This is a genomic window from Nakamurella sp. GG22, assembly GCF_052976845.2.
Genome location: NZ_JBRIIO020000001.1, coordinates 473,257 through 499,398, shown reverse-complemented (window position 1 = coordinate 499,398; position 26,142 = coordinate 473,257). Strand labels below are relative to the sequence as shown.

25 protein-coding genes are annotated in these 26,142 nt (G+C 70.7%); 14 read left to right on the top strand and 11 right to left on the bottom strand.

Going from position 1 to position 26,142, the window contains the following annotated elements:
• Positions 1 to 59 precede the first annotated feature (59 nt).
• From ACVBEQ_RS02290 to ACVBEQ_RS02255, 8 genes are all read left to right on the top strand, one after another.
• Positions 60 to 1,130 (top strand): ATP-binding cassette domain-containing protein, encoded by a 1,071-nt coding sequence (locus tag ACVBEQ_RS02290; RefSeq protein WP_447151784.1) that lies wholly within the window; start codon positions 60 to 62, stop codon positions 1,128 to 1,130.
• On the top strand, positions 1,127 to 1,945 hold the full coding sequence (locus tag ACVBEQ_RS02285) for an ABC transporter permease (protein WP_447151783.1): 819 nt from the start codon (positions 1,127 to 1,129) through the stop codon (positions 1,943 to 1,945). Before ACVBEQ_RS02290 ends, ACVBEQ_RS02285 begins: the two co-directional genes overlap by 4 nt.
• A gap of 174 nt (positions 1,946 to 2,119) precedes the next feature.
• Positions 2,120 to 2,896, top strand: coding sequence for a hypothetical protein (locus ACVBEQ_RS02280; protein WP_447151782.1), 777 nt, complete (start codon positions 2,120 to 2,122; stop codon positions 2,894 to 2,896).
• The gene (locus ACVBEQ_RS02275; RefSeq protein WP_447151781.1) at positions 2,896 to 3,705 is read left to right on the top strand and encodes a class F sortase; all 810 of its coding nucleotides are present in this window, start codon (positions 2,896 to 2,898) and stop codon (positions 3,703 to 3,705) included. The genes ACVBEQ_RS02280 and ACVBEQ_RS02275 overlap by 1 nt, the downstream gene beginning before the upstream one ends.
• Positions 3,706 to 3,870: 165 nt before the next feature.
• Positions 3,871 to 4,710, top strand: a complete 840-nt coding sequence (locus tag ACVBEQ_RS02270) for a DUF2786 domain-containing protein (RefSeq protein ID WP_447151780.1) — start codon at positions 3,871 to 3,873, stop codon at positions 4,708 to 4,710.
• A 62-nt stretch (positions 4,711 to 4,772) separates the two neighbouring features.
• Positions 4,773 to 5,321, top strand: coding sequence for a TIGR04338 family metallohydrolase (locus tag ACVBEQ_RS02265; protein ID WP_447151779.1), 549 nt, complete (start codon positions 4,773 to 4,775; stop codon positions 5,319 to 5,321).
• 36 nt (positions 5,322 to 5,357) lie between these two features.
• The gene (locus tag ACVBEQ_RS02260) at positions 5,358 to 6,377 is read left to right on the top strand and encodes a pirin family protein (protein ID WP_447151778.1); all 1,020 of its coding nucleotides are present in this window, start codon (positions 5,358 to 5,360) and stop codon (positions 6,375 to 6,377) included.
• Positions 6,378 to 6,475: 98 nt separating this feature from the next.
• On the top strand, positions 6,476 to 7,510 hold the full coding sequence (locus ACVBEQ_RS02255) for a DUF808 domain-containing protein (RefSeq protein ID WP_447151777.1): 1,035 nt from the start codon (positions 6,476 to 6,478) through the stop codon (positions 7,508 to 7,510).
• Positions 7,511 to 7,600: 90 nt separating this feature from the next.
• Here the strand turns inward: ACVBEQ_RS02255 and ACVBEQ_RS02250 are convergent, their stop codons facing one another.
• The gene (locus ACVBEQ_RS02250; RefSeq protein ID WP_447151776.1) at positions 7,601 to 8,080 is read right to left on the bottom strand and encodes a hypothetical protein; all 480 of its coding nucleotides are present in this window, start codon (positions 8,078 to 8,080) and stop codon (positions 7,601 to 7,603) included.
• A gap of 161 nt (positions 8,081 to 8,241) precedes the next feature.
• Between ACVBEQ_RS02250 and ACVBEQ_RS02245 the strand changes: the two genes are divergently transcribed.
• Positions 8,242 to 9,000 (top strand): DinB family protein, encoded by a 759-nt coding sequence (locus ACVBEQ_RS02245; protein ID WP_447151775.1) that lies wholly within the window; start codon positions 8,242 to 8,244, stop codon positions 8,998 to 9,000.
• Between the two features lie 28 nt (positions 9,001 to 9,028).
• Here the strand turns inward: ACVBEQ_RS02245 and ACVBEQ_RS02240 are convergent, their stop codons facing one another.
• Complete coding sequence (locus ACVBEQ_RS02240) at positions 9,029 to 9,412, bottom strand: PPOX class F420-dependent oxidoreductase (protein ID WP_447151774.1); 384 nt, start codon at positions 9,410 to 9,412, stop codon at positions 9,029 to 9,031.
• 75 nt (positions 9,413 to 9,487) lie between these two features.
• Positions 9,488 to 11,935 carry a HelD family protein gene (locus ACVBEQ_RS02235; protein WP_447151773.1) on the bottom strand — a complete coding sequence of 816 codons (2,448 nt, stop codon included), beginning with the start codon at positions 11,933 to 11,935 and terminating at the stop codon, positions 9,488 to 9,490.
• 189 nt (positions 11,936 to 12,124) lie between these two features.
• On the opposite strand from ACVBEQ_RS02235, the gene ACVBEQ_RS02230 reads away from it, so the two are divergent.
• Complete coding sequence (locus ACVBEQ_RS02230) at positions 12,125 to 12,778, top strand: NADPH-dependent F420 reductase (protein WP_447151772.1); 654 nt, start codon at positions 12,125 to 12,127, stop codon at positions 12,776 to 12,778.
• Here the strand turns inward: ACVBEQ_RS02230 and ACVBEQ_RS02225 are convergent, their stop codons facing one another.
• Complete coding sequence (locus ACVBEQ_RS02225) at positions 12,779 to 13,396, bottom strand: TetR/AcrR family transcriptional regulator (protein ID WP_447151771.1); 618 nt, start codon at positions 13,394 to 13,396, stop codon at positions 12,779 to 12,781. It abuts the gene before it with no gap.
• A gap of 99 nt (positions 13,397 to 13,495) precedes the next feature.
• Between ACVBEQ_RS02225 and ACVBEQ_RS02220 the strand changes: the two genes are divergently transcribed.
• On the top strand, positions 13,496 to 14,281 hold the full coding sequence (locus tag ACVBEQ_RS02220) for an SDR family NAD(P)-dependent oxidoreductase (protein WP_447151770.1): 786 nt from the start codon (positions 13,496 to 13,498) through the stop codon (positions 14,279 to 14,281).
• 19 nt (positions 14,282 to 14,300) lie between these two features.
• On the top strand, positions 14,301 to 15,107 hold the full coding sequence (locus tag ACVBEQ_RS02215) for an alpha/beta fold hydrolase (RefSeq protein ID WP_447151769.1): 807 nt from the start codon (positions 14,301 to 14,303) through the stop codon (positions 15,105 to 15,107).
• 47 nt (positions 15,108 to 15,154) lie between these two features.
• Here the strand turns inward: ACVBEQ_RS02215 and ACVBEQ_RS02210 are convergent, their stop codons facing one another.
• Positions 15,155 to 16,528, bottom strand: coding sequence for a glycosyl hydrolase family 18 protein (locus ACVBEQ_RS02210; protein WP_447151768.1), 1,374 nt, complete (start codon positions 16,526 to 16,528; stop codon positions 15,155 to 15,157).
• Positions 16,529 to 16,795: 267 nt separating this feature from the next.
• On the opposite strand from ACVBEQ_RS02210, the gene ACVBEQ_RS02205 reads away from it, so the two are divergent.
• Both ACVBEQ_RS02205 and ACVBEQ_RS02200 read left to right on the top strand, forming a co-directional pair.
• A complete protein-coding gene (locus ACVBEQ_RS02205; RefSeq protein ID WP_447151767.1) occupies positions 16,796 to 18,289 on the top strand; it encodes a dihydrolipoyl dehydrogenase family protein in 1,494 nt (497 codons plus the stop codon).
• Positions 18,290 to 18,320: 31 nt separating this feature from the next.
• Entirely contained in the window at positions 18,321 to 18,821 is a 501-nt protein-coding gene (locus tag ACVBEQ_RS02200; protein WP_447151766.1) for a hypothetical protein, read from the top strand.
• A 48-nt stretch (positions 18,822 to 18,869) separates the two neighbouring features.
• Here the strand turns inward: ACVBEQ_RS02200 and ACVBEQ_RS02195 are convergent, their stop codons facing one another.
• From ACVBEQ_RS02195 to ACVBEQ_RS02170, 6 genes are read right to left on the bottom strand one after another with little or no spacing between them, the layout of a single operon-like run.
• Complete coding sequence (locus ACVBEQ_RS02195; RefSeq protein WP_447151765.1) at positions 18,870 to 20,381, bottom strand: hydrogenase large subunit; 1,512 nt, start codon at positions 20,379 to 20,381, stop codon at positions 18,870 to 18,872.
• Complete coding sequence (locus tag ACVBEQ_RS02190; RefSeq protein ID WP_447151764.1) at positions 20,378 to 21,934, bottom strand: proton-conducting transporter transmembrane domain-containing protein; 1,557 nt, start codon at positions 21,932 to 21,934, stop codon at positions 20,378 to 20,380. Before ACVBEQ_RS02190 ends, ACVBEQ_RS02195 begins: the two co-directional genes overlap by 4 nt.
• The gene (locus tag ACVBEQ_RS02185; RefSeq protein WP_447151763.1) at positions 21,934 to 22,596 is read right to left on the bottom strand and encodes a hypothetical protein; all 663 of its coding nucleotides are present in this window, start codon (positions 22,594 to 22,596) and stop codon (positions 21,934 to 21,936) included. Before ACVBEQ_RS02185 ends, ACVBEQ_RS02190 begins: the two co-directional genes overlap by 1 nt.
• 13 nt (positions 22,597 to 22,609) lie before the next feature.
• Positions 22,610 to 23,557: a respiratory chain complex I subunit 1 family protein gene (locus ACVBEQ_RS02180; protein WP_447151762.1), complete on the bottom strand. Its 948-nt coding sequence runs from the start codon at positions 23,555 to 23,557 to the stop codon at positions 22,610 to 22,612.
• A complete protein-coding gene (locus ACVBEQ_RS02175) occupies positions 23,554 to 25,572 on the bottom strand; it encodes a proton-conducting transporter transmembrane domain-containing protein (RefSeq protein ID WP_447151761.1) in 2,019 nt (672 codons plus the stop codon). Before ACVBEQ_RS02175 ends, ACVBEQ_RS02180 begins: the two co-directional genes overlap by 4 nt.
• Complete coding sequence (locus ACVBEQ_RS02170) at positions 25,569 to 26,111, bottom strand: NADH-quinone oxidoreductase subunit B family protein (RefSeq protein WP_447151760.1); 543 nt, start codon at positions 26,109 to 26,111, stop codon at positions 25,569 to 25,571. The genes ACVBEQ_RS02175 and ACVBEQ_RS02170 overlap by 4 nt, the downstream gene beginning before the upstream one ends.
• Positions 26,112 to 26,142 lie beyond the last annotated feature (31 nt).

Sequence of the window (26,142 nt, the reverse complement as noted above, 5' to 3'; positions counted from 1 at the left end):
CCTGACCGCTTCGGGCGACACGATCAGTGCATCGCAGCACCGAACTCCTGGAGGAGCCCATGATCCGCACCCGATCGCTGACAAAGGATTTCGTCATCGGCAAGGCCCCCACCGTGCACGCCGTCCGCGGCATCAGCCTGGACATCGACGCCGGGGAACTCGTCGCCGTGCTCGGCCCGAACGGCGCCGGCAAGACCACCACGATGCGCATGCTGACCACGCTGATCGCACCGACCAGCGGTTCGGCGTCCGTCGCGGGACACGATGTGGTGGACGAACCGGCCCGCGTCCGCCGGCTGCTCGGCTACGTCGGTCAAGGCAACGCCGCCGGCCACAATCAGCGAGCACGCGACGAGCTGTATACCCAGGGGCTGATCTACGGCCTCGACCGGCGCGCCGCCCGGCGCCGTGCCGACGAGCTGCTGGAAGCGCTCGACCTGACGGCGCTGGCGGGCCGGAAGGTGTCCAGCCTGTCGGGCGGTCAGCGTCGCAGGCTCGACGTGGCGATGGGCCTGGTGCACTCCCCGTCGCTGCTGTTCCTCGACGAGCCGTCCACCGGACTGGACCCGCAGAACCGCGCCAACCTGTGGCAGCACATCCTGGGCATGCGGGACTCCGCGGCAACTCCGATGACGATCGTGCTGACCACCCACTACCTGGACGAGGCCGACTCGATGGCCGGCCGGGTCGTCGTGGTCGACAACGGCGAGGTGATCGCCGACGACACCGCCGAGGCACTCAAGGCGAAGCTCGCCGGGGACCGGATCGAGATCGAGGTGGAGCGGGATGCCGCCGACCGGGTCGGCGAACTGGCCCGCCTGGTGGGCGGCATGCCGGGGGCGAGGGAGGTCACCGTCGACGCCGGTCTGGTCACCGCGCGGCTTGCCGACGGGCCGCGCGCGCTCCCGGAGTTGCTCAGGGCGGCTGATCGGGCCGGCGTCCGGGTTGCCAGCGCCCAGCTGCACCGGCCGACGCTGGACGATGTGTTCCTCACCCTGACCGGGCGCAGCCTGCGAGAGGCGGAATCGACCGGGTCGACCGGGTCTGCCGGGTCGGGAAGCCCCGGCGGGCCGCCTGCATCGCTCGAGTCCGAGTCCACCGCAGTGGCACCGATGGGAGCGGCAGCATGAGCACCGCGAGCGCACTCGCAGCCACCCGTGACGCCGCACGGCCGCGGTCCCTGTTCTCCGACAGCGCCCTGGTGATGACCAGGGAACTACGCCCGGTCCTGCACGACCCCTTCTCGCTGGTCTTCGGCATGATCCAGCCACTGGTCTTCCTCGCCCTGTTCGGGCCGTTGCTGGTGGGGTCGCTCGGCGGTCAGGCGGACGCAGCTCTCGGCGGCAGTGTCTGGCAATGGTTCGTGCCGTCGATCCTGGTGATGACCGCCCTGTTCGGCACCTCCACGGTGGGCGCGAACCTGCTGTTCGAGTTCCAGACCGGAGCTCACGAACGCATGCTGGTGACGCCGCTGTCCCGGCCGGCCCTGCTGGTCGGGCGGGCGCTCAAGGAGATGGTGCCGCTCGCCGCCCAGGCCGCGCTCATCGTGCTGGTGATGATCCCGTTCGGGTTCACCCTGCATCCGGCGGGCGCGGTGATCGGGTTGCTGCTGCTGGCCGTCTTCGGCATCGGGCTCGGCTCGCTGAGCTATGCGCTGGCGATAGCGGTGCGCAGATCCGAATGGATGTTCTGGGTCGTGCAGCAGACGCTGATCTTCCCGCTGATGATCCTGTCCGGTCTGCTGCTGCCGCTGGAATCCGGCCCGGAATGGATGCAGGTGGCGTCCCGGTTCAACCCGCTGACCTACCTGGTGGACGCCGAAAGAGCCTTGTTCGCAAGCGATGTCGGCACGCCGGTGGTGGCATGGGGATGGTTGGCGGCGGTCGTCACGGTGGCGGGCGGATTGATCGTCGGTATCCGGTCGATGCGCGGCAGCGCGGGCTGATCGGCGGGGGACGGGACGAAATCCCTGCCGCCGGCCGGAAATCACCGGCCGGCGGCACCCATCCGTGCCGGCCACCGCGCCGAATCCCCTGTCGTCACGCGGGAAACGACCGCGTTGCTAGATCCCGACAGCGTCGTATCAGCGATGCCGCGGGCCGTCGAGGGGAATCTCTACATGAGAACAACGCACCGCAGGGCCGCCACCGGGGCCGCATTCGGCCTGATTGCCATGGTGGCGTTCGCGCTACCAGCAGCCGCCGCGAGCGGCAGCGTGCAGGCCGACCTGCAGCCGGTCGCCGGGAACGGCGTTGTCGGCAGCGGCACCGCGATGGTCACCGTCGACGGCACCCTGCTGACGGTCGACATGGCCGCCACCGGCCTGCTGCCGGACCAGCCGCACGCGGCGCACATCCACTTCGGGGCCGAGGCCCGCCACGAGTGCCCGGCCCTGAGCGACGACACCGATGACGACGGCCACCTCAACACCACCGAGGGCGGACCGGCCTACGGTGAGATCGTGGTGTCGCTGACCAAGACAGGCGACACCTCCCCGGCCTCGGGTCTGGCGATCGACAGGTTCGACACCGCCCCCGCCGGCGAACTGAACTACGAGCGCGGATCCATCGAGGTGACCGAGGCGGTGGCCGGCGCGGTGCAGAGCGGTGAGGCGGTGGTCGTCATCCACGGCGTCGATCACAACCACGATGGCGAGTACAGCGGCGACAAGAAGTCCGATCTCGACCCGACGCTGCCCACCGAGGCAACCGACCCGGCGCTGTGCGGGGTCCTGACCGTGTCGCAGATGGCGGACATGCCTGCCGGCGGCGTCGAGACCGGTGGCGGATCCACATCCGGTGTCGAGAACGTCGGCCTGCTGGCCGCCGGTGGTCTGGCCCTCGTCGGTGGCGTCGCACTGATCGCTCACCGTCGCGCCAGCGGCAGCCAGAACTGATGACCGGCGGCGTGGGGCACCAGGGCACCGAATCCGGTGCCCCACGCCGCGGCAGGCTGTTGTCGATCGTCGCGGCGGTCCTGCTGATCGGCGGGGGCGCGGCCCTGACGGTCGGGCTGCTCAACCAGGAGTCGGCGCCAACGCCGGCCTCGTCGTCTTCCTCTTCTGAGCCGTTGTCGTCGGCTCCTGCGAGTTCCAAGGCTCCTGTTCGTTCGTCGGCTCCAGCGAGTTCGAAGGCTCCCGCTGGTTCGAAGGCTCCCGCTGGCTCGAATGCTCCGGGTGCCACGACCACCGCTCGGCCGAAGGCGGCGGTTCCCGCACCGGCCGATCCGATCGAGGCGCCGGCCGTCACTGTCGCCGAGCCGGTGGCGGTGCGCATCCCGGCGATCGGGGTCCAGTCGGACCTCATCAAGCTGGGGCTCAACCCGGACGGCACCCTCGAGGTGCCGCAGCCCGGGCCGGATTACGACAAGGCCGGCTGGTTCACCGGATCCCCCGCTCCGGGAGCCGTCGGCCCTGCCGTTATCGAGGGGCACATCGACAGTGCGGCCAACGGGCCGTCGGTGTTCTTCGAGCTCGGTGCTGTTGCCCCGGGCAATGAGATCGAGGTCGACAGGGCGGACGGTACGACAGTGCGGTTCGTCGTCGACAAGGTCGCGTCGTACCCGAAGGACGCGTTCCCGACCCTCGAGGTCTACGGCAACACCGACGGCCCCGAGTTGCGGTTGATCACCTGCGGCGGCGACTTCGACTCCGCCAAGGGCAGTTACCGGGACAACACCGTCGTCTTCGCGCACCTGCGCACCTGACCTGTTCGTGATCGCCGCTCGGTCGGCGCGGCCCGCCCAGTGCCACGTCCGCAGGGACTTTCCTCACGAAAGTCCCTGCTGCCGTGGCACTCGGGCGTTGGTGTCGGTGCGCGCTGGCAAGCTTGGCCAGGTGAGTCAAGAGGGACCGACCTGGGGAGTACGACGGTGAGCGACAAAGACCTGACCCGGATTGCGGCGTTGCTGCGCAAGGCCGAGGGGACGGACAACGAACACGAGGCCGACGCCTACCTGCAGGCCGCCCAGCGACTGGCAACCCTGGCATCGGTCGACCTGGCCGTCGCCCGTGCACACACCCACCGGCAGGAGCGCCGGGCGGTCCCGACGCAGCGGTCCATCGTCATCGGCGAGTCCGGCAAGCGCGGGTTGCGGACCTACGTCCAGCTGTTCCTGGCCATCGGCCGGGCCAACAACCTGACCTGCGACATCGCGCGCGATTCCTCGAGGGTCTACGCCTACGGCTTCGACACCGACATCGACATGGTGGAAACCTTGTACGCCTCCCTGGTGGTGCAGATGGTGCGGGCCTCCGATGCGTACATCAAGTCCGGCGACTACGCGCGGGAACTGGTGACGAAGCGGGTGAAGGTGCCCGGCTCCGGCCGGTACGGGCGGTGGAGCGAGGCGTACGAGCTCGAGTCCCGCCCGGTGCACGCCACCACCGCCAGGATCAACTTCCAGGAGGCGTTCGCGGCCCGCATCGGCGAGCGGCTGACCCAGGCCCGGCAGGACACCGAGCAGCAGATGGTCGCCGAACTGCCCGCCGCCGAACGCTCCGGCGTCGCGCTGGTGCTGCGCGACCGCGAGGTCGAGTTGGTCGACCACTACAAGGCCAACTCCACGGCCCGCGGGTCATGGGGCGGAAACCGGGCGACGGCCGGTTATTCGGAACGGTCGCGCCGTGCCGGGGACCGCGCGGGTCGGCAGGCCAGGCTCGGGGCCGACCGCGCGATCGGCGGGGAGCGGGCCGGCATCGGCGGGAAATGACGCGTGGCAGTATGGCCGCTGTGCTCAGGACAGGTCGAACCCCCGCTGGACCGGTGTCCGGGATGACGACCCGAACGCGGTCGACCGCCGCGCGGACCGGACAACCGTCGAATCCGCTGCGAGACTTCCAGCGGTCCAAGGTCTATGACGCCGAACACCTGGTGCACCGGATCTTCGACCGGTCCGCCGACTACCCGATCATCGAGCTCGCCGGGTCGCACGTCACGCTCCCCGTCGAGCGCAAGTTCGGGACCATCGACGCGGTGCAGCGCTACGTCGACCAGGTGCTCGCGCTGCGCTGGGTGGCGGCGAACTGGCGGCGGTCCGGCACCCAGGTCACGGTCCGGGAGCGTGCCGGTGGCGCTCAGGCGCACTACCTGCGGCCGGGCGCGATCATGGCGGTGCCCGGTCACCGCGCTGGTTCTACCTGGGCGCTGCGGGAGCTGGTGATCCTGCACGAGCTGTCCCATCACCTGGCGGACACCATCGAGATCCCGCACGGCGCGGCATTTGTCGACCGCCTGTTGACCCTCGTCGACGGCGTCGTCGGCCCGGAGGCGGCCCTGGTCCTGCGGGTCACCATGCTGGATGTGGGCGTCCGGATCGGCTGAGGCCCCGCGGCGGCGAGCGGGACTACCCTTCCAATCGTGACGAATGTGGACGTGCACCCGGACGAGGTCGTCTGTCGAACCGGATCGGATCGAACCGGCGACACCGCCTCCGCCAGTCCCGTCGAGATCCTCGAGCCGCGCGACGTGCCGCTCGGCGGCCTGCGGGCGATCACCGTCCGCCGGACGCTCCCGCAGAAGACCCGTTCGCTGATCGGCGCCTGGTGTTTCGCCGACCACTACGGTCCGCAGCAGGTCGCCGAGACCGGTGGGATGACGGTCGCGCCGCACCCGCACACCGGGCTGCAGACCGTGAGCTGGCTGTTCGAGGGCGAGATCGAGCACCGCGACAGCGTCGGCTCCCACGCGATGGTCCGGCCCGGCGAGCTGAACCTGATGACGGCCGGCCGCGGGATCTCCCATGCCGAGGTGTCCACCCCGGCAACCTCAGTGCTGCACGGCGTTCAGCTGTGGGTGGCGCTGCCGGCCGCGGCCAGGGACGTCGCGCCCACATTTGAGCACGTGCTGCCTCAGGTGGTGGACGGCGACGGCTTCCGCTGCCGGGTGTTCATCGGGTCCTGGCTCGGCGTCACCTCGACGGCGACGACCCACTCCCCGCTGCTCGGCGCGGAACTGGTGCTGCAGCCGGGTGTGTCGGTGGACCTCCCTCTGGAAACGGCACACGAGCACGGTGTCCTGGTGGACACCGGCGACGTCACGGTCGGCGATACTCCGGCCGGCCGGGCGTCCCTCGCCTACCTGCCGCCCGGTACCCGCTCGCTGGTGCTCAGGGCTGGGTCGACGCCGTCCAGGGTGGTGCTGCTCGGCGGGTTGCCGCTCGACGAGGAAATCCTGATGTGGTGGAACTTCATCGGCCGCTCGCATGAGGAGGTCGTCGAGTACCGGCGGCAATGGCAGGCCGAGATCGGTGATTTCGCCGCCGACCGCCCGCCGTCAACGGTGTTCGGGCGGGTCGCGGACTACCCGGGCAACCCGCTGCCGGCGCCGGAGATGCCTGGCATCCGGCTGCGCCCACGCCCGCGTCCCGGCCCGCGCTGACCGGTTCCGCCCGTTACGGGGCCTTGCGCTGACAGTCGCAGGAGAAAGTGACCCGGGCCCCTCCGCGCCGAGGCGGCGGAGATGTCACGATGACCGGCATGAGCGGACTGTTTGCCCTTCTCGACGACGTCGCCGCCCTGGTCAAACTCTCGGCGGCGTCGCTGGACGACATCGCGGCCGGTGCGGGACGGGCCAGCGTCAAGGCGGCGGGGGTGGTCGTCGACGACGCGGCGGTGACGCCCCGTTACGTGCAGGGCCTCAAACCGGAGCGGGAGCTCTCGATCATCTGGCGCATCGCCAAGGGATCGCTGCGCAACAAGCTGCTCATCATCCTTCCGGTGGCGCTGATCCTGAGCCAGTTCGCGCCATTCCTGCTCACGCCGATCCTGATGGTGGGCGGCACCTACCTCTGTTACGAGGGTGCCGAGAAGCTGTGGGAGAAGTTCTCCGGGCACGAGGCGAAGGCGCAGGACCCAGAAGAGGCGACCGAGGCCGACGCCGGCGCCCACGAGAAGCGGGTCGTGTCGGCCGCCATCCGCACCGACTTCATCCTGTCCGCCGAGATCATGGTGATCGCCCTCAACGAGGTGGCCAGCGAGGGACTGGTGGCCAGGGGCGTCATCCTGGCCGTGGTGGCCGTGCTGATCACGGCGCTGGTCTACGGCGCCGTCGGGCTGATCGTGAAGATGGACGACGCCGGGCTGGCGCTTGCGAAGCGTCCCGGACGTGCCGTCGCCGGCTTCGGGCGCGGGCTGGTCAAGGCCATGCCGATCGTGCTGGGCACGCTGTCCTGGGTCGGGGTGGTGGCGATGCTCTGGGTCGGCGGTCACATCCTGCTGGTCGGTGCCGATGAACTCGGCCTGCACGCGCCGTACGACTTCGTCCACCACATCGAGGTGGCCGTCCACGACGCCACCGGCGGCCTCGGTGCCGCGCTGGGCTGGCTCACCAACACGTTCTTCTCGGCCGTCCTCGGGTTGATCGTGGGCGCCATCGTCGTCACGGTGATCCATCTGCTCCCGATCGGCAAGAAGTCCGCCGGACACTCGGCGAAGGCCGACGAGCCTGCGAAGGTGGACGAGCCCGCGAAGGTGGACGAGCCGACGAAGGCGGACGGGCCGGCGGACCACTGAGGTCACATCGTCTGCCGCAGCTCGCGCGGCCGGCTTGCCGCAGCTCGCGCGGCCGGCTTGCCGCAGCTCGCGCGGCCGGCTCAGGACATGTCAGGCCGGTGACGCCCAGAGCCCCAGTTCGGTGAAGAACTGCTCGACCGCGTCGAGGTCGACGTCGGCGTCCTCGGCGCGGTCCACGGCGGGACCCGCGACCCACCAGTCCGCGCCGGGTAGTCCGGCCGAGGCGTAGGCCCTGCTGCCGACTCGGTAGCTGCGGCCCGGGTCCCGCGGCACCGCCAGCACCGATCGGTGCAGCGGCTCCCACAGTGTGATGCCGGAGTCGGACGCACCGAGGACGACCGCGTCGAACCAGCGCCAGACCACGACGGCGTCGCCGCCGGTCGGGCGGGCGAGGGCCACCAGGTGACCGGGAGCGACCCGCTCCACCCGCGGCCGGGGAAAGGGCGGGGCGAACGGCACCGTCAGCCGCCGATCCGCGGCGACGACGGTGCAGTCGTCCTCGGTGGTACTCAGGACGATCGCCGTGCTCAGCCGCGGGGACGGGTCGTCCTGGTCGGGGAGGTACGCCATGCCGCCATCCTGTCGGACGGCTCGCCGGTGTCGCGAGCGGTGCCGACGCCCGCACACGAGAAAGCAGCAGCGCGAATGGGTGGACGTCGTGCGCGGTTCGGCAGCCATCTCTTATCGTCGGCCGGGCCGACCGTTGAACGGGCACGTGACGAGGAGCATCGATGGCAACCTTCACCCGGTCCGACGACCTGCAGGGCGCGGAGTTCCTCGCGGCCAACCTCCGCGGCGCCCGATTCATCAGGGCCGACCTGTCCGGTGTCGTGATGCGGGGCGTCGATCTGCAGGAGGCGGACATCGACGCGCCGTGGCTCTTCGACGGCGACAGTTTCCTGCGCATCAACGGCGTCGACGTCATCGGGTTCGTCGACGCGGAACTCAACCGCCGCTTTCCGGGGCGCGCCGACCGGCGTGCGGGAGATCCGGCCGGCCTGCAGTCGGCCTGGGCGGCGCTGGAACGCACCTGGGCCGTCACCCTCGAGCGCGTCGCCGCGATGCCGGCGGGCACGGTGGACATCTCGGTCGGCGGCGAATGGTCCTTCGCCCAGACGCTCCGACACCTGGTGCTGGCCACCGACGCGTGGCTGGGCCGGGCGGTCATGGAGGTCGAGCAGCCGTTCCACCCACTCGGCCAGGCCGGTCCCGAGGCCGCGGAGGACGGCATGGACCTGTCGATCTTCGTGACCGGCACGCCGTCCTACGCGGACGTGCTCGATGCACGGGCCGGCAGGGTGGCGATGGTGCGCGACTTCCTCGCCGCCGTCACACCGGAAGAGCTGGCGACGACTCGCCAGAACCCCTGGGCCCCCGCGTATCCGGAGACAACGCTGTCCTGCCTGCACGTGATCCTCGAGGAGGAGTGGGAGCACCACCGCTACGCCGTGCGCGACCTCGACGCGATCCAGGCGACCCTCGAGGCGTGAGCTGCCGGGCCGGGCCGGGCCGGCCCTGTCAGGGTCCGTCGTCGTCCAGGCCGAACGAGCGCACCCAGTCCGGGTGGATCTTGATGATGTCGCGGGAGAACCCGCGGGCCGGTGGGTCGACGTCGGTCAGCGCCTCGGCGGTGCCCCGGATCTCCAGGTACCGGGGGTGCCAGCCCTCGCCCGGCCGGAGGTCGTCGACGACGAAGGCGACGCGGGAACCGGCGGCGACGTTGCGGAACTTCTTCGTGGACCCCATCCGCATTCCGCCGATGTCGACCGTGTCATCGCTGCGCACGAAGTACGCCACCGGGGCGTTGCCGACGACCCCGTCCGGCGACACGGTCGCTAGCCGGCCCAATCGCTGGCCGGCCAGGTAGGCGCGCTCTGCCGGGCTGAATCCGTCGAATGTCATGTCTGACCCCGCAGTGCTCCGTCGGTGGATCTCCGCTCAGATCATCGCAGTTCGATCGCCCGCACCGATCGCGACTTACGCGGCGGGCTCGCGGAGCCTGCGCAACACCACCGGCAGTTCGCCGGTGTGCACGACGGCCAGTCGCTGCGTGCTCCGGGTCAGCGCGACATACAGGTCCGACAGACCGCGTTCGGACTCGGAGATGATGCCTCCCGGATCGGCGACGACCACGCTGTCGAACTCGAGGCCCTTCGCTTCGGGCACCGTCAGCACGACCACATGGCGGCGCAGATCCGTTGGCCCGTCCTCCATCTCGAACAGTCCAGGTTCGGCCGCGGGGGTCGCTGTCGGTTCGTCGCCGCCCCGTTCGTCACCGCCCCGTTCGTCACCGCCCCGATCATCGCCCGCCTGCGAGTGCAGCACGGCGGCCTCCACGGCAGACCGCCGGCCCCGCGACACGATCACCGCCAGCGTCCCGCTGCTGTCCAGCAATTCGTCGTCGAGCACGGCCTGCGCAACGGCGGCGGGCAGCGCGGCGGAATCGGCGCGACGGTGGGACGGCGCGATCCCGGCGTCGCGGACCGAGCTCGGAGCCGACAGCGCCGGGTCGATCGCGGCCAGCACCGGCTCGGCCACCGTCATGATCTCGGCGGGCGTGCGGTAGTTCACCGTCAGTTCCTCGACCCGGAAGCCTTGCCGCGCATACGGTCTCAGAACCCGAGTCCAGGATGTGGCACCAGCCGGGTCGGACGTCTGGGCGAGGTCGCCGACCAGCGTCATGGACCGCATCGGGCAGCGCCGCATCACCATCCGCCAGGCCATCGCCGACAGTTCCTGCGCCTCGTCGACGATCACGTGCCCGTAGGTCCACTCCCGGTCCGCCGCGGCCCGCTCGGCCGTGGAGGTCCAGTCCGCGACCTCGGCGTGCAGATCGGCCAGGTTGGCGGCGCTGACCATGCTCACCAGACCGACCTCGTCGGAGTTGGTCTCGTCGGCGAATTCGCCGCCGCCCATCATGTCGACCACCTCAGAGGCGTAGTCGAGATCGGCTGTACCGCCGGTCGAGGCTCCGGAACGGTCGATGGGGCCCAGAATCTCGGCCGCCTCGTCGAGCAACGGCACGTCGGCAGCGGTCCAGTCCGCGGGTCGATCCGGCCTGGCGAGCAGCGCGCGGTCGCCGGCGGTCAGGCCGTCGGCGGCGAAGGCGAGCCGGTCCTGCGAGGAGTAGAGGTCGGCCAGCAGGCGCTGCGCCGTGAGCACCGGCCAGACGGTGCGCAGTGCGTCCCGCAGACCTTCGTGTTCCAGCAGGTCCTGCCGGATGGAATCGAGATCGTCCCTGGTGGCGAGGCTCTCACCCTCCGGGCTACGGCCGAGCCGTTCGGCGACCTGTGCGACCAGTCCGTCGATCACCCGCTTGAGGAACACCGCGCGGGCCCGGTTGTGCGGCCGGCGCGACGCCCACGCCCGGTCTCGCGCGGCGGTCAGCAGGGCGCGATCGAGCCGCAACGAACCGTTGGGCGCCCCGTCGAAACGCACAGAAAGGGTTCTCGATGGCACCGTCTGCCGGTGCAGCACCGCGTTCGCAATCATGGTCGTCATCGCGGTGCGGCCCTTGATCCTCGCCACCCGCGGTTCCTCCGAGCCGCGCGCGTTCACCCCAGGGAACAGATCCGCGATCGTCGACAACACGACCGCGTTCTCGCCGAGGGACGGCAGCACCTGGCTGATGTAGCCCAGGAACGTCGGGTTCGGGCCGATGATCAGCACCCCGCGCTGCTCGAGCTGGGCGCGGTGGTTGTAGAGCAGGTACGCGGCCCGGTGCAGCGCGACCGCGGTCTTCCCGGTGCCCGGGCCGCCCTGCACGACCATGATGCCGGCCTGGTCGGCGCGGATGATCCGGTCCTGCTCCGCCTGGATGGTGGCGACGATGTCCGCCATCCGGCCGGTGCGCGGCGCCTGCACGGCGGCCAGCAGCGCGGCCTCACCCGCGGGCCCGACCGGCGAGTTCGCGGCCGCAGCGGCCATCTCGGGGTCGGTCAGATCCAGGTACTCGTCGTTGACGCCCTCGACGACCCGCCGGCGGGTCCGGATGTACCGGCGCCTGCGCAGCCCGAGCGGGTTGGCGGCCGTCGCGACGTAGAACGGCCGGGACGACGGCGCCCGCCAGTCCATCAGCAACTGGCGGTGCTCGCCCGAATCCTCGAAGATGCCCATTCGGCCGATGTGCATCGATTCACCGTCGGCCCGGTCCAGCCGACCGAAGCACAGCCGGTCCTCGGCCGCGTTGAGCGCCTGGACCGCGGCGGAGTGACTGGCGAAGGCGACATCCCGCTCGACCCGGCCGCCCGGCGTGTTGTCGCTGTGCCGGATGTACCGATCCCGAAGGGCCACCCGCTCCCGGCGGAGTTCGTCGAGCCTGCGGTACAGCAGGCTGATGTGCTCCTGCTCCTCGGCGATCGCGGAAACCGTCGTCGCGGCGTCGTCGCGCACGTCCGGACGAGCCTTCCTGTCGGTTTCTGGCACGCCTGCCCTTCCGTTCGCTGGAGTCTGTCGACCGGTTTCCCCCGGACCGGCCGAGGCGCAGCACGCGCGCAAAAGGCCGACAGAACAGGCTACTCCGTTGAGTACCGGCGACCGGTCGGATTCGGTTGCGCGCGATCGGTCACAGCGCCGGGCGGAACATTCCCGCTCCGGCCGCGGTTGGCGGTTGACATGACAACACTTGGATTGATCGGAAGCGGCAACATCGGTGGCGCGGTCTCGGGGCTGGCGGTCGCCGCCGGCAACGATGTGGTGCTGAGCAACTCCCGCGGTCCGGAGACGCTGACCGGGCTGGTGGCGGAGCTGGGGCCGAAGGCGTCAGCGGGTACCGCGGCGGAGGCAGCGGCTGCCGGTGACATCGTGGTCGTGACCATTCCGCTCAAGGCGTACCGGACAGTGCCCGTCGAGCCGCTGGCCGGGAAGATCGTCATCGACACCAACAACTACTACTGGCAGCGGGACGGTCACATCGCCGAGCTGGACGACGAATCCACCACCAGCGCGGAGCTGCTGCAGGACCACCTCCCGCAGTCGCGCGTGGTGAAGGCCTTCAACCACATCACCTCCGCCGACCTGGCGTCGCACGGCCAGCCCGCCGGCAGCGACGGTCGCCGGGCGCTGGCGATCGCCGGCGACGATGCCGAGGCGAAGGCCGTCGTGACGGCGCTGCTGGACAGCTTCGGCTACGACGTGGTCGATTCCGGCGCGCTGGCAGAGGGCTGGCGGTTCCAGCCGGACACCCCCGCCTACGGCCCGCGGCTGACAGCACCGGAACTGACCACGGCGCTGGCCGCGGCTGCGCGGAAGAACGCCTCGGTCGGCTGATCAGCCCGTTCGGTCGACCAGGGACCACCAGGTCTTCTCGAATGCGCCGTCGTCGTCGGTGAAGCCTTCCAGCGATGCGGCGACGATGGCGCCGGTCCGGAGCATCAACAGCAACTGCGCGGTGGACCGCGGATCCGGGTGGCCGAGCTCGGCGAGGGCGTCGGTCATCAGATCGCGGATCCAGGCGCGGTGGCGGTCGACGACGAGCCGGGCCGGGTGCCCGGGGTCGCAGAACTCCGCGGCGGTGTTGATGAATTCGCACCCACGGAAACCGTCGGTGGCCGGCTCTGTCATGGCGCCCGCCGCCACGGCTGCGAGGACGGCGCGTGGCCCGTTCTCGCTCGCTTCCCGCGCCCGGCGCAATTCGGTTCGTCCGGCTTCGGCCTGGGATTCGAGGAAAGCCGTCACCAGGTGGTCCTTGGTCGGGAAGTGCCGGAAGAAGGTCATCCGCGCGACGTCGGACTCGGCGATGATCCGGTCGACGCCCACGGCGCGGATTCCGGTGGAGTAGAAGAGTCGCGTTGCCGCCGCCAGGATCCTGGCCCTCGCGGCCGAGGTGTGAGGGGCTGATGGAACTTCGCCCGGGGTGCTGGTGACTGCCGTTTTCGTGCTGATCATTCTCGTTCGCCCCCGCTCTTGCCTTTCTGGATTAGCTCCGTGATACTCCCAGCGTATAGATAGACCGATCTGTCTACTTGCTGCGAAAGGCGCAATGGCATGGATCTGCATCTCGACGGAAAGATCGCCGTGGTCACCGGAGCAAGCAAGGGCATCGGTCTGGCCATCACCCGGGCGCTGGTCGGTGAAGGCGCCACCGTCGTCGCGGGGGCCCGGTCCGTCGGCCCCGACCTCGCCGCCCTGCAGGATGCCGGCCAGGTGGTGTTCGTCCCGGTCGACCTGGCAGGCCCGGCCGGCCCGGTCGCGCTGATCGATCGCGCCCGTGAGCTGGGCGGCGTCGACATCCTGGTGAACAACGCGGGCGCGGTCACCCCGCGGCCCGGTGGTTTCGGCAGCGTCACCGACGAGGAGTGGGAACGTTCGATCACCCTCACCCTGATGGCGGCCGTCCGGACCACCCGCGCCGCCCTACGCGAGATGGCCCGTCGGGGTGGCGGCAGCATCATCACCATCAGTTCGGTGAACGCCTACCTGCCCGATCCACTCGTCATCGACTATTCCGCCGCCAAGGCTGCACTGACCAACTTCTGCAAGTCACTGTCGAAAGAAGTTGGCGCACAAGGCATCCGGGTGAACACCATCAGCCCGGGGCCGGTCGAAACCGGCCTGTGGCTCGGCGACACCGGGGTGGCGCAGACAGTAGGACGGGCCGCCGGGCTCGACCCGGCCACGGTGGCCGCCAACGCCGCCGCCGGCGCGGTCACCGGTCGCTTCACCCGGCCGGCGGAGATCGCCGATCTCGTGCTGATTCTGGCCAGCGATCGAGTGGGAAATGTGACCGGCGCTGATTTCTCGATCGACGGCGGGCTCGTCCAGACCCTGTAACCCCCTTGAGGAGCAGTCCATGTCAGCACCGCAGCAGACCCATCCGGTGATGTTCATCCACGGGCTCTGGATCCACTCCAGCGCGTGGCGCCCCTGGCAGGACCTCTTCGAGGCCAAGGGGTATCAGACGTCGGCGCCGGGATGGCCGGGCGATTCCGACACCGTGCAGGAGACCCGCGACAACGCACACCGGCTGGACAACATCGGCATCCAGGCGATCTGCGAGCACTACGCGGCACTGATCGACGCCATGGAGGTGACGCCGATCGTCGTCGGGCATTCGTTCGGTGGTCTGATAGCGCAGGAACTGCTGGAAAGGGGATATGCGGCGGCCGCGGTCGCCATCGACCCGGCGCCGGTCAAGGGTGTCAAGGTACTGCCGTTCGCGCAGCTGAGGTCGGGGCTGCCCGTGCTCGGCAATCCCGCGAACAAGGAGCGGACCGTTGCGCTGACCGCCAAGCAGTTCCGCTACAGCTTCGGCAACACGCTGACCGAGGCCGAGTCCGACACGCTGTTCGAACAGTGGACCATTCCGGGGCCGGGCCGGCCGCTGTTCGAGGACGCCACGGCGAACTTCGTCAAGAAGTCCCCTGCCGCGGTCGACACCCACCACGCCGTCCGGGGCCCGCTGCTGCTGACCTCCGGCACCGAGGACCACACGGTGCCGAAGTCGGTGACCGACGCAGTGGTCAAGCGCTACGCGGACAGCCCGTCGACCACCGACTATCACGTGTTCGAGGGCCGGGGGCATTCGCTGACGATGGACGCCGGCTGGCCCGATGTCGCCGCCGTCGTCCTGGACTGGATCGGCGCGCAGCGCTTCTGACGCTGCGCAATCCGCGAGCGCGTTCGCGTCATGCGGTCGGCCACAGGTCAGGGCAGCCGCCAGAGTTGGTTCACCTTCGCCCCGCAGGTCCAGATGTGCAGCGGTGTGCCGTTCGCCGAGCCGGTGCCGGCCACGCTCAGGCACTTTCCGGACTGCGGGTTCCGCAGGGTTCCGTCGGCCGCTGGGCGCCACAGCTGGGCCCCGGTGGCGTTGCAGGTGTACAGCTGCACCTTCGTGCCGTTGACCAATCCGCTCCCCACGACGTCCATGCACTTGCCGATGGCCCGCAGGGTTCCGTCGGTGACGACCGTCCAGCGTTGCGCCTCGGTCCCGTTGCAGGAGTAGAGCTGGATGCCGGTGCCGTTCGCCGTGCCACTGGCTTTGACGTCGACGCACTTACCGGCCACACCGGTGATCGGGCCGGAGCGGGCGCCCATCGCGGTGTCGTAGATCGCGCTGACCAGCGACGTCGCGCCGGCGCTGTCCTGGGTGAGTTCCCAGTTCATCATCCCGCCGGCGTTTGCCATGGCCCACAGGGTCTTCCGCCGGACCGTCGGCCGGCCGTTGTAGCATTGCTGGACGCCGGCGACCGTCGCGCAGTCCCGGTCGGCGTTCGCCGGGTCGAGCGCCACGAGCCGGGAGTAGGAGTAGTACCCCGGCCGGCTGAAGAACGGCACGCCCAGCACCGCCTTCGCGGCGGGCAGGCCGCGCGCCTTCCACTCGTTGACGTCGTTGATCGACCAGGTGTAGTTCGCGTGCGGGGTGCCACCGTCGTACAACATGATGTTGAGGAAATCGACGACCCGGAACACCGCGGGCTGCACGCCCTGTGCGGTGTAACCGCCCGACACGACGGCTGCCGTCAGCAGTTTCCCCCGGCCGTGCAGCGCTGTGCCGAGTTGCGTCATCAGCACGGTGAACCGGTCGCCGGAGACGCCCGGGTCCGGGTACTCCCAGTCGACGTCGATGCCATCCAGGTTGTACTGGGTGACCAGCGCCATCGCCGCGGCCACGAACCTGCCGCGGGCGGTGGAGTTGGCGGCCAGCGATTCGAAGGCGGAGTCGTTCCCGTCGTTCCAGCCGCCGATCGACAGCAGCACCTTCACGCCGTTGGCATGCCCCTGGGACACCAGGGCCTGCAGCTTCGCGGGGTTCTCGACGGGGCCGATCGTGCCGTCGGCACGGGGCAGCACGAAGGCGTAGTTGACGTGGGTGAGCTTGCGGTACTGGATGGCGCTGACGCTGCCGGCCCAGGACGGCATGTACCCCACACTCTTGAACCCGGCGGGCAGCCCGGCGGCAGCAGCGGCCGGCGCGCCGACGACCACCACGACGATCCCGGCAACGGCTGTCAGCAGGGCGAGCAGCACTGTGCCCAGCCGGCTGCGGACGATCCGGCGGGTGGCTCGTGGGAAGGGCATTCAGCGACAGTAGGGATGCAGGCGGCAATCTCGGCGTCCCTTCACGGCGGCATCGACCGGCCTGGCTGCTGCGCGTGACGCGCCGGCCGCCGAGCCATCCTCGTCGGGTGGCGGCCCGTTCCGTCGGGTTGCCGACGTGCGAGCATTCGTGCCCGGACGGTCACCGCACAGTGCACGTCCGGGTTGTTCCGAACCCGGAGTGCTGACGGCCGTGATGATCATGGGCCTCACCTGCCGGCACCGGGCGGGCCAGCTACCGTGACATCCATGTCCGAACCCGACGGGATCACCCCGGAACGAGACACTTACGACGTCATCGTGATCGGCGGCGGTCCGCCCGGCGAGATCGTTGCCCAGTACGCGATCCAGGGCAGCGACCGGACGGCGGTCATCGTGGAGCACGAACTGGTCGGCGGCGAGTGCTCGTACTGGGCATGCATGCCGAGCAAGGCGCTGCTGCGACCGATCGACGTTCTCGAGTCCGCCCGGCGGATGCCCGGGGTGGCCAGCATCGTCGGTGACCACAGCATCGACGTCGACGCCGTCCTCAAGCGGCGGGACTCCTTCACCCACGATCACGACGACTCCAGCCAGGTCGCGTGGGCCCACTCGACGGGCATCGACGTCGTCCGCGGGCACGGGCGGCTGGCCGGGGAACGCGCCGTCGAGGTGATCGGTGCGGACGGCTGGACCCGGACGCTGACCGCCCGGCATGCGGTGGTGCTGGCGACCGGAACGACGGCGACCGTGCCGAACATCCCCGGGCTGCGCGACGCGTTGCCATGGACGTCCCGGGACGTCACCAACCTGCACGAGATCCCGCGCCGGGTCGCCGTCATCGGCGGTGGCGTGGTCGCGTGTGAGTCGGCGGGCTGGCTCCGGGGTCTCGGGGTCGAGGAGCTGACGATCATCGGGTCGGCGCCGAACCTCCTCGCCCGGAACGAACCCTTCGCCGGCGAACTGGTGCGGGACGCCTTCGAGGACAACGGGGTCACGGTGGTGCTCGGCGCCAGCGTCGACGCCGTCAGCCGGACCGACCCGCAGCCGACCGGTGAGGGCCGGATCCACGGCGGCGAGGCGATGGTGAGCTTCGGGGACCGCACCATCACCGTCGACGAGATCCTGGTGGCCACCGGCCGGACCCCGTCCAGCTCCGACATCGGCCTGGACACCGTCGGTCTCGACGTCAGCGGCAGCCGCGGGTTCGTCACCACCGACGACCAACTGGCCGTTCTCGGGGTTCCCGGCGAGTGGCTCTACGCCGTCGGCGACATCACCGGGCGGGCCCTGCTGACCCACATGGGCAAGTACCAGGGACGCATCGGCGGGGCCGTGATCGCCGCCCGGGCGGAGGGGCGCCCGATCGACGGGCCCGGTTTCACCGACATCGCCGACGCCGGCAAGGTGCCGCAGGTGACGTTCACCGACCCGCAGGTCGCCTCGGTGGGCGTCTCCGAGAAGCAGGCCAGGGACGCGGGCGGCGACGTCGAGACGGTCGAGGCGGACCTGGCCGCGGTCGCCGGGGTGTCGCTGCTGCGTGACGGCTATGTCGGCCGCGCGAAGCTGGTGATCGACGCGTCCACGCACACCCTGCTGGGCGCGACCTTCGTCGGCGCCGAGGTCGCCGATCTCGTGCACGCGGCGACCGTCGCGGTGGTCGGCGGGGTCACCCTGGAGCAGCTGTGGCACGTCGTCCCGTCGTACCCGACGATGAGCGAGATCTGGCTCAAGCTGCTGGAGGCGCACGCCGCCCAGCACTGAGCAGCCAACCGGTGGACGGAAGGGACGTCGAATGCCCGACGAGAAAGCGACCCAGGATCAGGCCCTGTTCCCGGCGGCGACGGCAGCGACCGCGGCGGCGTTCAACTCCGCCACGCAGCTGTTCGCGGAGCAGCTGCGGCAGTTCTCCGACCTCTCCAGGGCGGCCGGCACCGTGCCGTTCACCGATCTCACCGGCCGGTCGGGCAACGAGCTGGCCGGGGAGCTCTTCGGGCGGCTGCGGTCGATGGCCGAGCAACTGCCGGCCCCGACCGCCCAGCTCGACACGTTCCTGCAGGAGATCCAGGCCAAACGCGCCCTGATCAGCGCCCTGCAGCTGCAGCTCGCCGCCTTCGAGCAACAGATGGTGCTGCTCGAGCAGGCGCTGGCACCGTTGCAGGAGTGGGGCCACCAATGGTCGGCGATGCAGCGGATGTTCACCGAACCCCTGCTGTCCGCGCCACCCGCCGCCGGGCCGACGCCGGAGGCTGCCCCGGACCCTGACGCTGGCGGGGAGACTTCGCCGCAAGGCTGAGGTGCAGTCGACCTCCGGGCGCGGGGGCCGTCGCTCGCGAAACGGCGGTCAGAGGTCGTTGCCGGCGTAGGACATGTTGAAACTCTTGTTGGCCAGCGGGAAGTCGGGAACGATCGTGTCCGCCATCGCGATCGGCAGGGCGGGCCAGTTGAAGAACGACGGGTCGACGATCTTCACCCTGGTCAGCACGCCGTCGCGCAGCTCGACCCGGTGCACGATGGTTCCGCGCCAGCCCTCGACGATGCCGACACCCGACGAGCGACCGGCCGCGGTCGGCACCGGGGCCGTCGCGGACAGGCCGTCGACCAGGGGCAACAGCGCGACGATCGTGGCCACGGAATGGGCGACCTCCGCCGCGCGGGTTTCGAAGCGGGCGAGCACGTCGCCGTCGGAGTGCAGGCCCGGCGGCGGGGGGTAGTCGACACCGGGAACAGGGTGGTCGTACCGCGCGTCGCCCGCGAGACCGCTTGCCCTGGCGACGTAACCGAGCGTGCCGAGATCCACCGCCTGCTGCCGGGTGAGGACCGCCGTGCCGGTGAAACGGTCCAGTACAACGCTGTGACCCCGTGCCAGCGAGACGATCTCGGCGACGTCCGCCGCGATCAGTTCGAGCGCCGACGGGTCCGGGAGGCTCCGTACCCGGACCCTGCCGACGGTGACCGCGCCGCGCAGCAATCGGCTTCCGGTCACCTCGTCGTTGATCCGCAGCAGCTGCTCGCGCACCCGCTGGGCGTGCGCGTTGAGGATGCCGTGCCCGACGTCGTTGCACAGCGCTCCGAGGTCGGAGACGTGGTTGTAGAGCCGCTCGAGTTCCAGCAGGATCGCCCGGATGCGCTGCGCCGCAACAGGAACGGTGATCCCATCGGCGTCCTCGACCGCCCGGCAGAAGGCCAACGCGTGGCCGACCGAGGTGTCGCCGCTGATCCGTTCGGCCAGCTCGAGTGCCTGCCCGGGGTGACGCCCCTCGAAGAGCTTCTCGATGCCCCGGTGCACGAACCAGAGCCGCGCCTTCAGGTTCAGCACCGTCTCGCCGACGACCGAGAACCGGAAGTGCCCGGGACCGATCATGCCGGCGTGCACGGGCCCGACCGGGATCTCGTAGACCCCGGGGCCTTCCACGCTGCGGAACGAGAACGGCCCGTCGACGTCGCCGAACGGCGGGGGATCACCGGCGGACGCCCGCATCGGGTACCAGCCGCGGGGCCAGTGGAAGTGCCGCACCATCCGGCTCGGCATCGGGTGGTCGTCCGGCACGATCCCGAACAGGTCGCGGATCTCCCGCTCGAACCGGCCGCCGGCGAAGGACAGCGCGCCGATGCTGGGAACGTGCGGCCGGGTGCGGTCCACGTCCAGCCGCAGCTCCACCCGCCGATCGCTGCCGGCCTGGGTGAACAGGTAGACGATCCGCGCACCCCGGGTCAGATCCCCGTCGTCGTGCCCGGCCATCAGCGCGAGCCGGAACCCCTGGTCCAGCAGGGACTTCACCTGCTCGAGGAGGCTCTCGGCGCTGACGTCGAGGACCACCGTCTTCCCGGCGACGGGTGCCGGGGTGGTCGTCATGGCGTGCCCGTCAGCACGGTCGTCGCCTGCGCGAGCAGGGTGCCGAGCGGCCCGATCCAGATGCCGAGCACCGCGCAGGTCAGCAGTGCGCCGGCCATCGCCCAGACATCGCCGCCGGCTCTCGGCACCCGCGGCGCGGTGGTCACGATGGGTTCAGCGATGGCAATCGCCGTCCCGCTCGCCTCCCGGCGCGGTGCGGCAGCCGGACCGGACGGACTCCGGGACCCGGCGGGCGGGGTCGCGCCCAGCAGCATCCGGCTCGTGTGCACGAGCAGCGAGCCGGCGATCACCAGCACCAGCAGCAATGCCGCCGCCGTCACCCCGCCCAACCCTGCGGCGAAACCTGCGCGGGCAATGCCGAACTCGCTCGCGAACAGCAGAAACGGCGGGAAGCCGATCAGCGCCAGCACGCCCACCCCGAAGCAGCCGGCCAGCACCGGCGCCCGGGCCGCCAGCCCGCGGACCCGGTCGATCCGGCTGCTGCCGGTCATCCGCAGGATGCGGCCGGCGCCGATGAACAGGCCACTCTTGACCAGACCGTGCCCCAGGATGTGCAGCAGGACGGCGCCGATGGCCAGCGGCGTGCCGATGGCCGCGCCGAGCGCGAGCAGGCCCATGTTCTCGATGCTCGAATACGCCAGCATCCGCTGGTAGTCGCGCTGGCCCAGCATCAGCGAGGCGGCGAGCGCCAGCGATGCCAGGGACACGACGAGCAGCAGTGCACGCGCGAAGTCGGGCCCGAGGGCGGCGTCGGCGATGACCTTGACCCGTAGCACAGCGTAGAACGCCACCGAGCTGAGGACTCCGGACATCAGGGCGGCCACCGGCGTCGGCGCTTGGCTGTAGGCGTCCGGCAGCCAGGCGTGCAGCGGCGCCAACCCGGCCTTCGTGCCGAACCCGATGATCAGCAGCGCGACGGCGATCCGGGTCACGTCGGGGTCCAGCTGCGGGGCCGCGACGATCAACCCGGTCCAGTCCAGGCCCGCCGGATCGCTCGTGTGCTGGTCCGCGTAGTTCAGCAGGAACGTCCCGAGCAGGGCCAGCGCGATGCCGGTGGAGCTGATCACCACGTACTTCCAGGCCGCCTCGACGGCTGCCCGGGTGCGGCCCTGGCCCACCAGGAACGCGGTGACGACGGTGGTCGCCTCGATCGCGACCCACAGCAGGCCGAGGTTGGCGGCCAGTACCGCGCCGGCCATCACGGCGAGGAACACCTGCACGAGGACGGAATGATGCGCACACCCCCGGGCGTCCAGCCTCCCGGCGGCGACCTCCGCCGACAGGTAGGCGGGCGTGGCGACGGTCGCGACGACGGCGACGCAGCCGACGACGACCAGCAGGTAGGCGCTGAGCGCATCGGCCCGCAGGAGCCCGCCGGCGGTCAGCGGCCCGCCGGAAACGACCGACACGGCGATGCCGCCGGAAGCGACGAGCACCAGCACGGCGCTGGCGGCGGCCACCCAGGTGGTCGCGCGGGTCCAGCCGGCCAGCTGGTACACCAGTGCCCCGATCAGCGGGATGCCGATCGGGCAGAGCAGCAGGAGGGTCGTCATCAGTCGTGCAACTCCCGCAGCTCGTCCAGGTCGGTGGCCCCGAACGCTTCCCGCATCCGGGTCTTCAACAGCTGCAGGACGAGCACGACGAGCAGCACGTCCAGGGTGACACCGAGCTCGACGATCAGGCTGACGCCGGCCGTGGTGAGGAAGCCGACCGCGGTGATCCCGTTGTCCATCAACAGGAATCCGACGAGCTGGGACAGCGCGAGCCGGCGGGTGACCAGCACGAAGAAACCGATCAGCACGACGGCGATGGCAACCGGGATGGCATGGGCGGCGGGGGACGGGTCGAGCGCCACCAGCGGGGCGGAGACGGCATAGGCGAGCAACGTCAGCCCGGCTGCGGCGAGCAGCGAGGTGACGACATTGACCAGCGGCCGGATCTCCTGCTGAGCCGAGCCGGCGTGCGCGTGCGTGCGCCGGAGCAGCCAGGGCAACAGGCCGGCCCGCAGGGCGAGCACCCCCACGGCGATCGCGCCCAACTCGACCGACCCCTCCTCGAGGGCGATGATCCCGACCATCGCGGCCAGCGCCGCGCCCTGCAGCGCGAAGATGTCGATGATCGAGGCCAGTTGCCGTCGCCAGAGGATCAGCACGGCGGTGAACAGGAACAGCCCGGCAGCGATGTTCAGCAGCTGGGCCGCGAGGGCCTCGTTCATGGCATGCCCCCGTTCATCCGAGCACGAAACTGGCGGCGACGGCCAGCAGCCCGAGGACGAAGGATCCGGCGAGGAGTTCGGGGACCCGGAACAGCCGGAGCTTGGCGAGGAATACCTCGGCGGCGGCGAGCACCGCGCCGAGGAGCGCGATCTTCAGCACGAACGCACCGGCGCCGACCAGCAACGCCAGGGGAGCGGCCGAGGTGGCGATGCCCCAGGGCGCGAACAGGTTCGCCAGCAGGCCGAGGAACACCACCAGCCGCATCGACGACGCAAGCTCGATCACCGCCAGGTCCGGCCCGGCGTACTCCAGGACCATCGCCTCGTGCACCATCGTCAGCTCGAGGTGCGTCGACGGGTTGTCCACCGGGAGCCGGCCGGTCTCGGCGACGATGACGACGGCCAGCGCGACCGCCGCCAGCAGGCTCACCGGCGAGAACACTCCGGCCGGGTCGTCCAGGCCGGCGGTGACGATGGCACCCAGATTCGTCGAACCCACCGGGACCGACAGCGCGAAGATGGCCACCAGCAGGGTCGGTTCGACGAGCGCGACGATGGTCGTCTCCCGGCTGGCACCCATCCCGCCGAAGGCCGTGCCGGTGTCGATCCCGGCGAGCGCGATCGCCACCGTGCCCAGCGTCAGCACGGCGACGATCGCGAACAGGTCCGCGATCGGGTTGAGCGCCGACGCGGTGCTGACGAAGGGCGCCGCGGCCGCGACCACCAGGCAGGTCGCGACCAGCACCAGCGGGGCCATCCGGAACACCTCGGTGGTGCCGCGCGGCCGGATCGGCTGCTTGCGCAGCAGCTTGCGCAGGTCCCGCCAGGGCTGGCCGATCCCGGGCCCGACCCGGCCCTCCATCCGGGCGCGGATCTGCCGCATCAGGCCGGTCAGCAGCGGCGCCAGACCCACCACGATCGCCAACTGGAGGACGATCGAGACCACCCCGAAGACCGTCATCCGAGCACCACCAGCACCAGCAGCAGGGTGCAGACGGCACCGAAGCCGTATCCCAGGTAGCGGTGCACGCTGCCGGTTCCGAGCCGCCGACCTGCCTCGCCCCATCCGGCCAGAGCAGCGAGAACCGGAGTGTAGAAACGCTTCTCGATCCGATCGGGGGTCCGCTGCCGGTACTCGATACTGCGCACCAGGTAGTGCGATTCCTGGTAGTGGGTGACGTCCACGTCCTGCTCGGCGGCCAGCACGTCCTCGAACACGCGCTGCAGCGGTTCGGCGAACGAGGTCGCAGTGTATTCCATCCGGGCCGACATCGGGCCCGCGCCGCAGTCCCAGAGCCGGGCGTCACGGGCGGTGCGGCGGCCGGCGAATCCGCGTACCGCGGCCAGTGCGACGACCACCCCGACGGTCAGCGCCAGGCCGAGCAGCAGCGGTGACAGGGATCCGGCGAAGTCCGTCAGTTCGATGGTGAGCCCACGGACCGCTACCGGGTCGCCGGCGTTGACGACGCCGCCGGCCACCGACCCGACGGCGGGCAGGATCACCGTCGGCAGCAGCGACAGGGCCACGCACGCCGCCGCGGCCACTCCCATCCCGACGAGCATGGCTACCGGACTTTCTGTCGCGGCCGCCGCCTCCGGGCTACGCGGCCGGGCGAGAAAGCCGACACCGTAGGCCTTCACGAACGTGACCACGGCCAGCCCCGCTGTCAGCGCGACCGCTGCGACCGCGATCGGCAGCACGATTGCCGCCGAGATGCCCGACGCGGGCAACCCGTGGATCAGGGCCTGCAGCAGCAGCCATTCGCTGACGAACGCGGCACCCGGCGGCAGCGCCGACGCGGCGAGTGCGCCCATTCCGAAAGCCGATGTGGTGAATGGCATGCCGGGCCGCAGGCCACCGAGATCGTCCAGATCCCGCCGACCGGTGGCCGCCACCACAGACCCCGCGGACTGGAACAGCAGGGTCTTGAAGGCGGCGTGGTTGATGACGTGCAGCAGGGCTGCGGTGAGCGCGAGACCGGCGAGCGGCAGGTTCCCGGTGGTGGCGAACATGCCCGCGGCACCGACTCCGACCAGCACCAGCCCCATGTTCTCGGTGGTGGAGTAGCCGAGCAGCCGCTTCAGGTCGGTGCCGACCGCGGCCTGCAGGATCCCGTAGATCGCCGACAGGGCGCCCAGCCCGAGGACCAGCAGCCACCACCACTCCGTGCCGCCGCCGAGCAGGTCGAAGCCCACCCGCACGATCCCGTAGATCCCGAGGTTCACCATGGCCGCGGACATCAGTGCCGACACACTGCTCGGCGCCTCCGGGTGTGCACGCGGCAACCATGCGTGCAGGGGAACGATGCCCGCCTTGGAGCCGAAACCGATGCCGATCGCGACGAACACCACGCCGGCGAGCAGCGGCGTCAGCGACGGGCCCGCAGCCCGCAGCGCGTCGAACGAGCCGTCGCTGGACTGTGCGGCGAACAACAGCAACCCGATCAGGATCGCGATCATCCCCAGGTGCGTCATGACGGCGTACCAGCGGCCGGCCGAGGCCACCGCCGGGCGGCGCCGGTGCTCGGCGAGCACCAGCACGAGCGAGGTCAGCGCCATCAATTCCCAGAGCACGAGCAGCGTCCCGACGCTGCCCGCGGTCGGCACCAGCACCATGGCCAGGACGAAGAGCGGCAGGACCGCCTGGAACGGGCGGCCGTCCAGACCGTGCCGGCCGTAACCGATCCCGTAGATCCCGACCGCCACCGCGACCCCGCCGGTGACGGCGATGAACAGGCCGCCGAGCGGGTCGACGACGAGCAGGACGCCGATCAGCGGGAGCAGGTCGGGCAACGCCAGGGTGAGGATCTGGCCACCGATGGCCGCGACCCCGGCCACGACGGCGGCCATCCCGAGCAGTGTCGTGCCGAGCCCGACCACCGTCGGCCGGATCGCGCGCGGCACCAGCAAGGCGGCGCCGGCAGTGCCGATCCCCGCGACCAGCGCCGCCAGCAGGCCGGCCGAGACCGCGGTCATCGCCCGGTGATCATGCGGATCCCGGCGACGATCGCCTCGGGACGCGGTGGGCAGCCAGGTATCTCGAGATCGACGGGCACCACAGCACTGACCGGCCCGGCCACCCCGTATGCCTTGGCGAAGACGCCGCAGTTCCGGGCGCAGTCGCCGACGGCCACCACCAGTGTCGGTTCCGGGACGGCCTCGTAGGTCCGGCGAAGCGGCTCGGCCATGTTCCGGGTGACGGGTCCGGTGACCAGCAGCCCGTCGGCGTGCCGGGGCGAGGCAACCAGCCGTGCGCCGTACCGCTCGACGTCGTACACCGGTCCGAAGGCGGCGCCGATCTCGATCTCACACCCGTTGCAGGAGCCGGTGTCCACATGACGGAACTGCACGGAGCCGGCCAATGCCGAGCGGGCCGCCGTGCCGCGGTCAGACAGGCCGCCTTCGGACAGGCCGCGGTCGGACAGGCCGCGGTCGGACAGGCCGCCTTCGGGCGGCTGTGGTGCGGGCTCGGCAACCCGGCCGGTCGCGCGGATCTTGCGCCAGAGACTGCGCATGCGATCCTCCTCGGGCTGTTCGGTGCTGTGG

What these genes read in the sequence shown, in the direction of transcription:
- ACVBEQ_RS02185 (WP_447151763.1), bottom strand. Translation starts at nt 22,596, where the DNA reads ATGAACGAGGCCCTCGCGGCCCAGCTGCTGAACATCGCTGCCGGGCTG.
- ACVBEQ_RS02190 (WP_447151764.1), bottom strand. Translation starts at nt 21,934, where the DNA reads ATGACGACCCTCCTGCTGCTCTGCCCGATCGGCATCCCGCTGATCGGG.
- ACVBEQ_RS02285 (WP_447151783.1), top strand. Translation starts at nt 1,127, where the DNA reads ATGAGCACCGCGAGCGCACTCGCAGCCACCCGTGACGCCGCACGGCCG.
- ACVBEQ_RS02225 (WP_447151771.1), bottom strand. Translation starts at nt 13,396, where the DNA reads ATGATCAGCACGAAAACGGCAGTCACCAGCACCCCGGGCGAAGTTCCA.
- ACVBEQ_RS02290 (WP_447151784.1), top strand. Translation starts at nt 60, where the DNA reads ATGATCCGCACCCGATCGCTGACAAAGGATTTCGTCATCGGCAAGGCC.
- ACVBEQ_RS02245 (WP_447151775.1), top strand. Translation starts at nt 8,242, where the DNA reads ATGGCAACCTTCACCCGGTCCGACGACCTGCAGGGCGCGGAGTTCCTC.
- ACVBEQ_RS02275 (WP_447151781.1), top strand. Translation starts at nt 2,896, where the DNA reads ATGACCGGCGGCGTGGGGCACCAGGGCACCGAATCCGGTGCCCCACGC.
- ACVBEQ_RS02230 (WP_447151772.1), top strand. Translation starts at nt 12,125, where the DNA reads ATGACAACACTTGGATTGATCGGAAGCGGCAACATCGGTGGCGCGGTC.
- ACVBEQ_RS02200 (WP_447151766.1), top strand. Translation starts at nt 18,321, where the DNA reads ATGCCCGACGAGAAAGCGACCCAGGATCAGGCCCTGTTCCCGGCGGCG.
- ACVBEQ_RS02255 (WP_447151777.1), top strand. Translation starts at nt 6,476, where the DNA reads ATGAGCGGACTGTTTGCCCTTCTCGACGACGTCGCCGCCCTGGTCAAA.
- ACVBEQ_RS02205 (WP_447151767.1), top strand. Translation starts at nt 16,796, where the DNA reads ATGTCCGAACCCGACGGGATCACCCCGGAACGAGACACTTACGACGTC.
- ACVBEQ_RS02180 (WP_447151762.1), bottom strand. Translation starts at nt 23,557, where the DNA reads ATGACGGTCTTCGGGGTGGTCTCGATCGTCCTCCAGTTGGCGATCGTG.
- ACVBEQ_RS02210 (WP_447151768.1), bottom strand. Translation starts at nt 16,528, where the DNA reads ATGCCCTTCCCACGAGCCACCCGCCGGATCGTCCGCAGCCGGCTGGGC.
- ACVBEQ_RS02280 (WP_447151782.1), top strand. Translation starts at nt 2,120, where the DNA reads ATGAGAACAACGCACCGCAGGGCCGCCACCGGGGCCGCATTCGGCCTG.
- ACVBEQ_RS02240 (WP_447151774.1), bottom strand. Translation starts at nt 9,412, where the DNA reads ATGACATTCGACGGATTCAGCCCGGCAGAGCGCGCCTACCTGGCCGGC.
- ACVBEQ_RS02215 (WP_447151769.1), top strand. Translation starts at nt 14,301, where the DNA reads ATGTCAGCACCGCAGCAGACCCATCCGGTGATGTTCATCCACGGGCTC.
- ACVBEQ_RS02220 (WP_447151770.1), top strand. Translation starts at nt 13,496, where the DNA reads ATGGATCTGCATCTCGACGGAAAGATCGCCGTGGTCACCGGAGCAAGC.
- ACVBEQ_RS02175 (WP_447151761.1), bottom strand. Translation starts at nt 25,572, where the DNA reads ATGACCGCGGTCTCGGCCGGCCTGCTGGCGGCGCTGGTCGCGGGGATC.
- ACVBEQ_RS02265 (WP_447151779.1), top strand. Translation starts at nt 4,773, where the DNA reads ATGACGACCCGAACGCGGTCGACCGCCGCGCGGACCGGACAACCGTCG.
- ACVBEQ_RS02170 (WP_447151760.1), bottom strand. Translation starts at nt 26,111, where the DNA reads ATGCGCAGTCTCTGGCGCAAGATCCGCGCGACCGGCCGGGTTGCCGAG.
- ACVBEQ_RS02195 (WP_447151765.1), bottom strand. Translation starts at nt 20,381, where the DNA reads ATGACGACCACCCCGGCACCCGTCGCCGGGAAGACGGTGGTCCTCGAC.
- ACVBEQ_RS02250 (WP_447151776.1), bottom strand. Translation starts at nt 8,080, where the DNA reads ATGGCGTACCTCCCCGACCAGGACGACCCGTCCCCGCGGCTGAGCACG.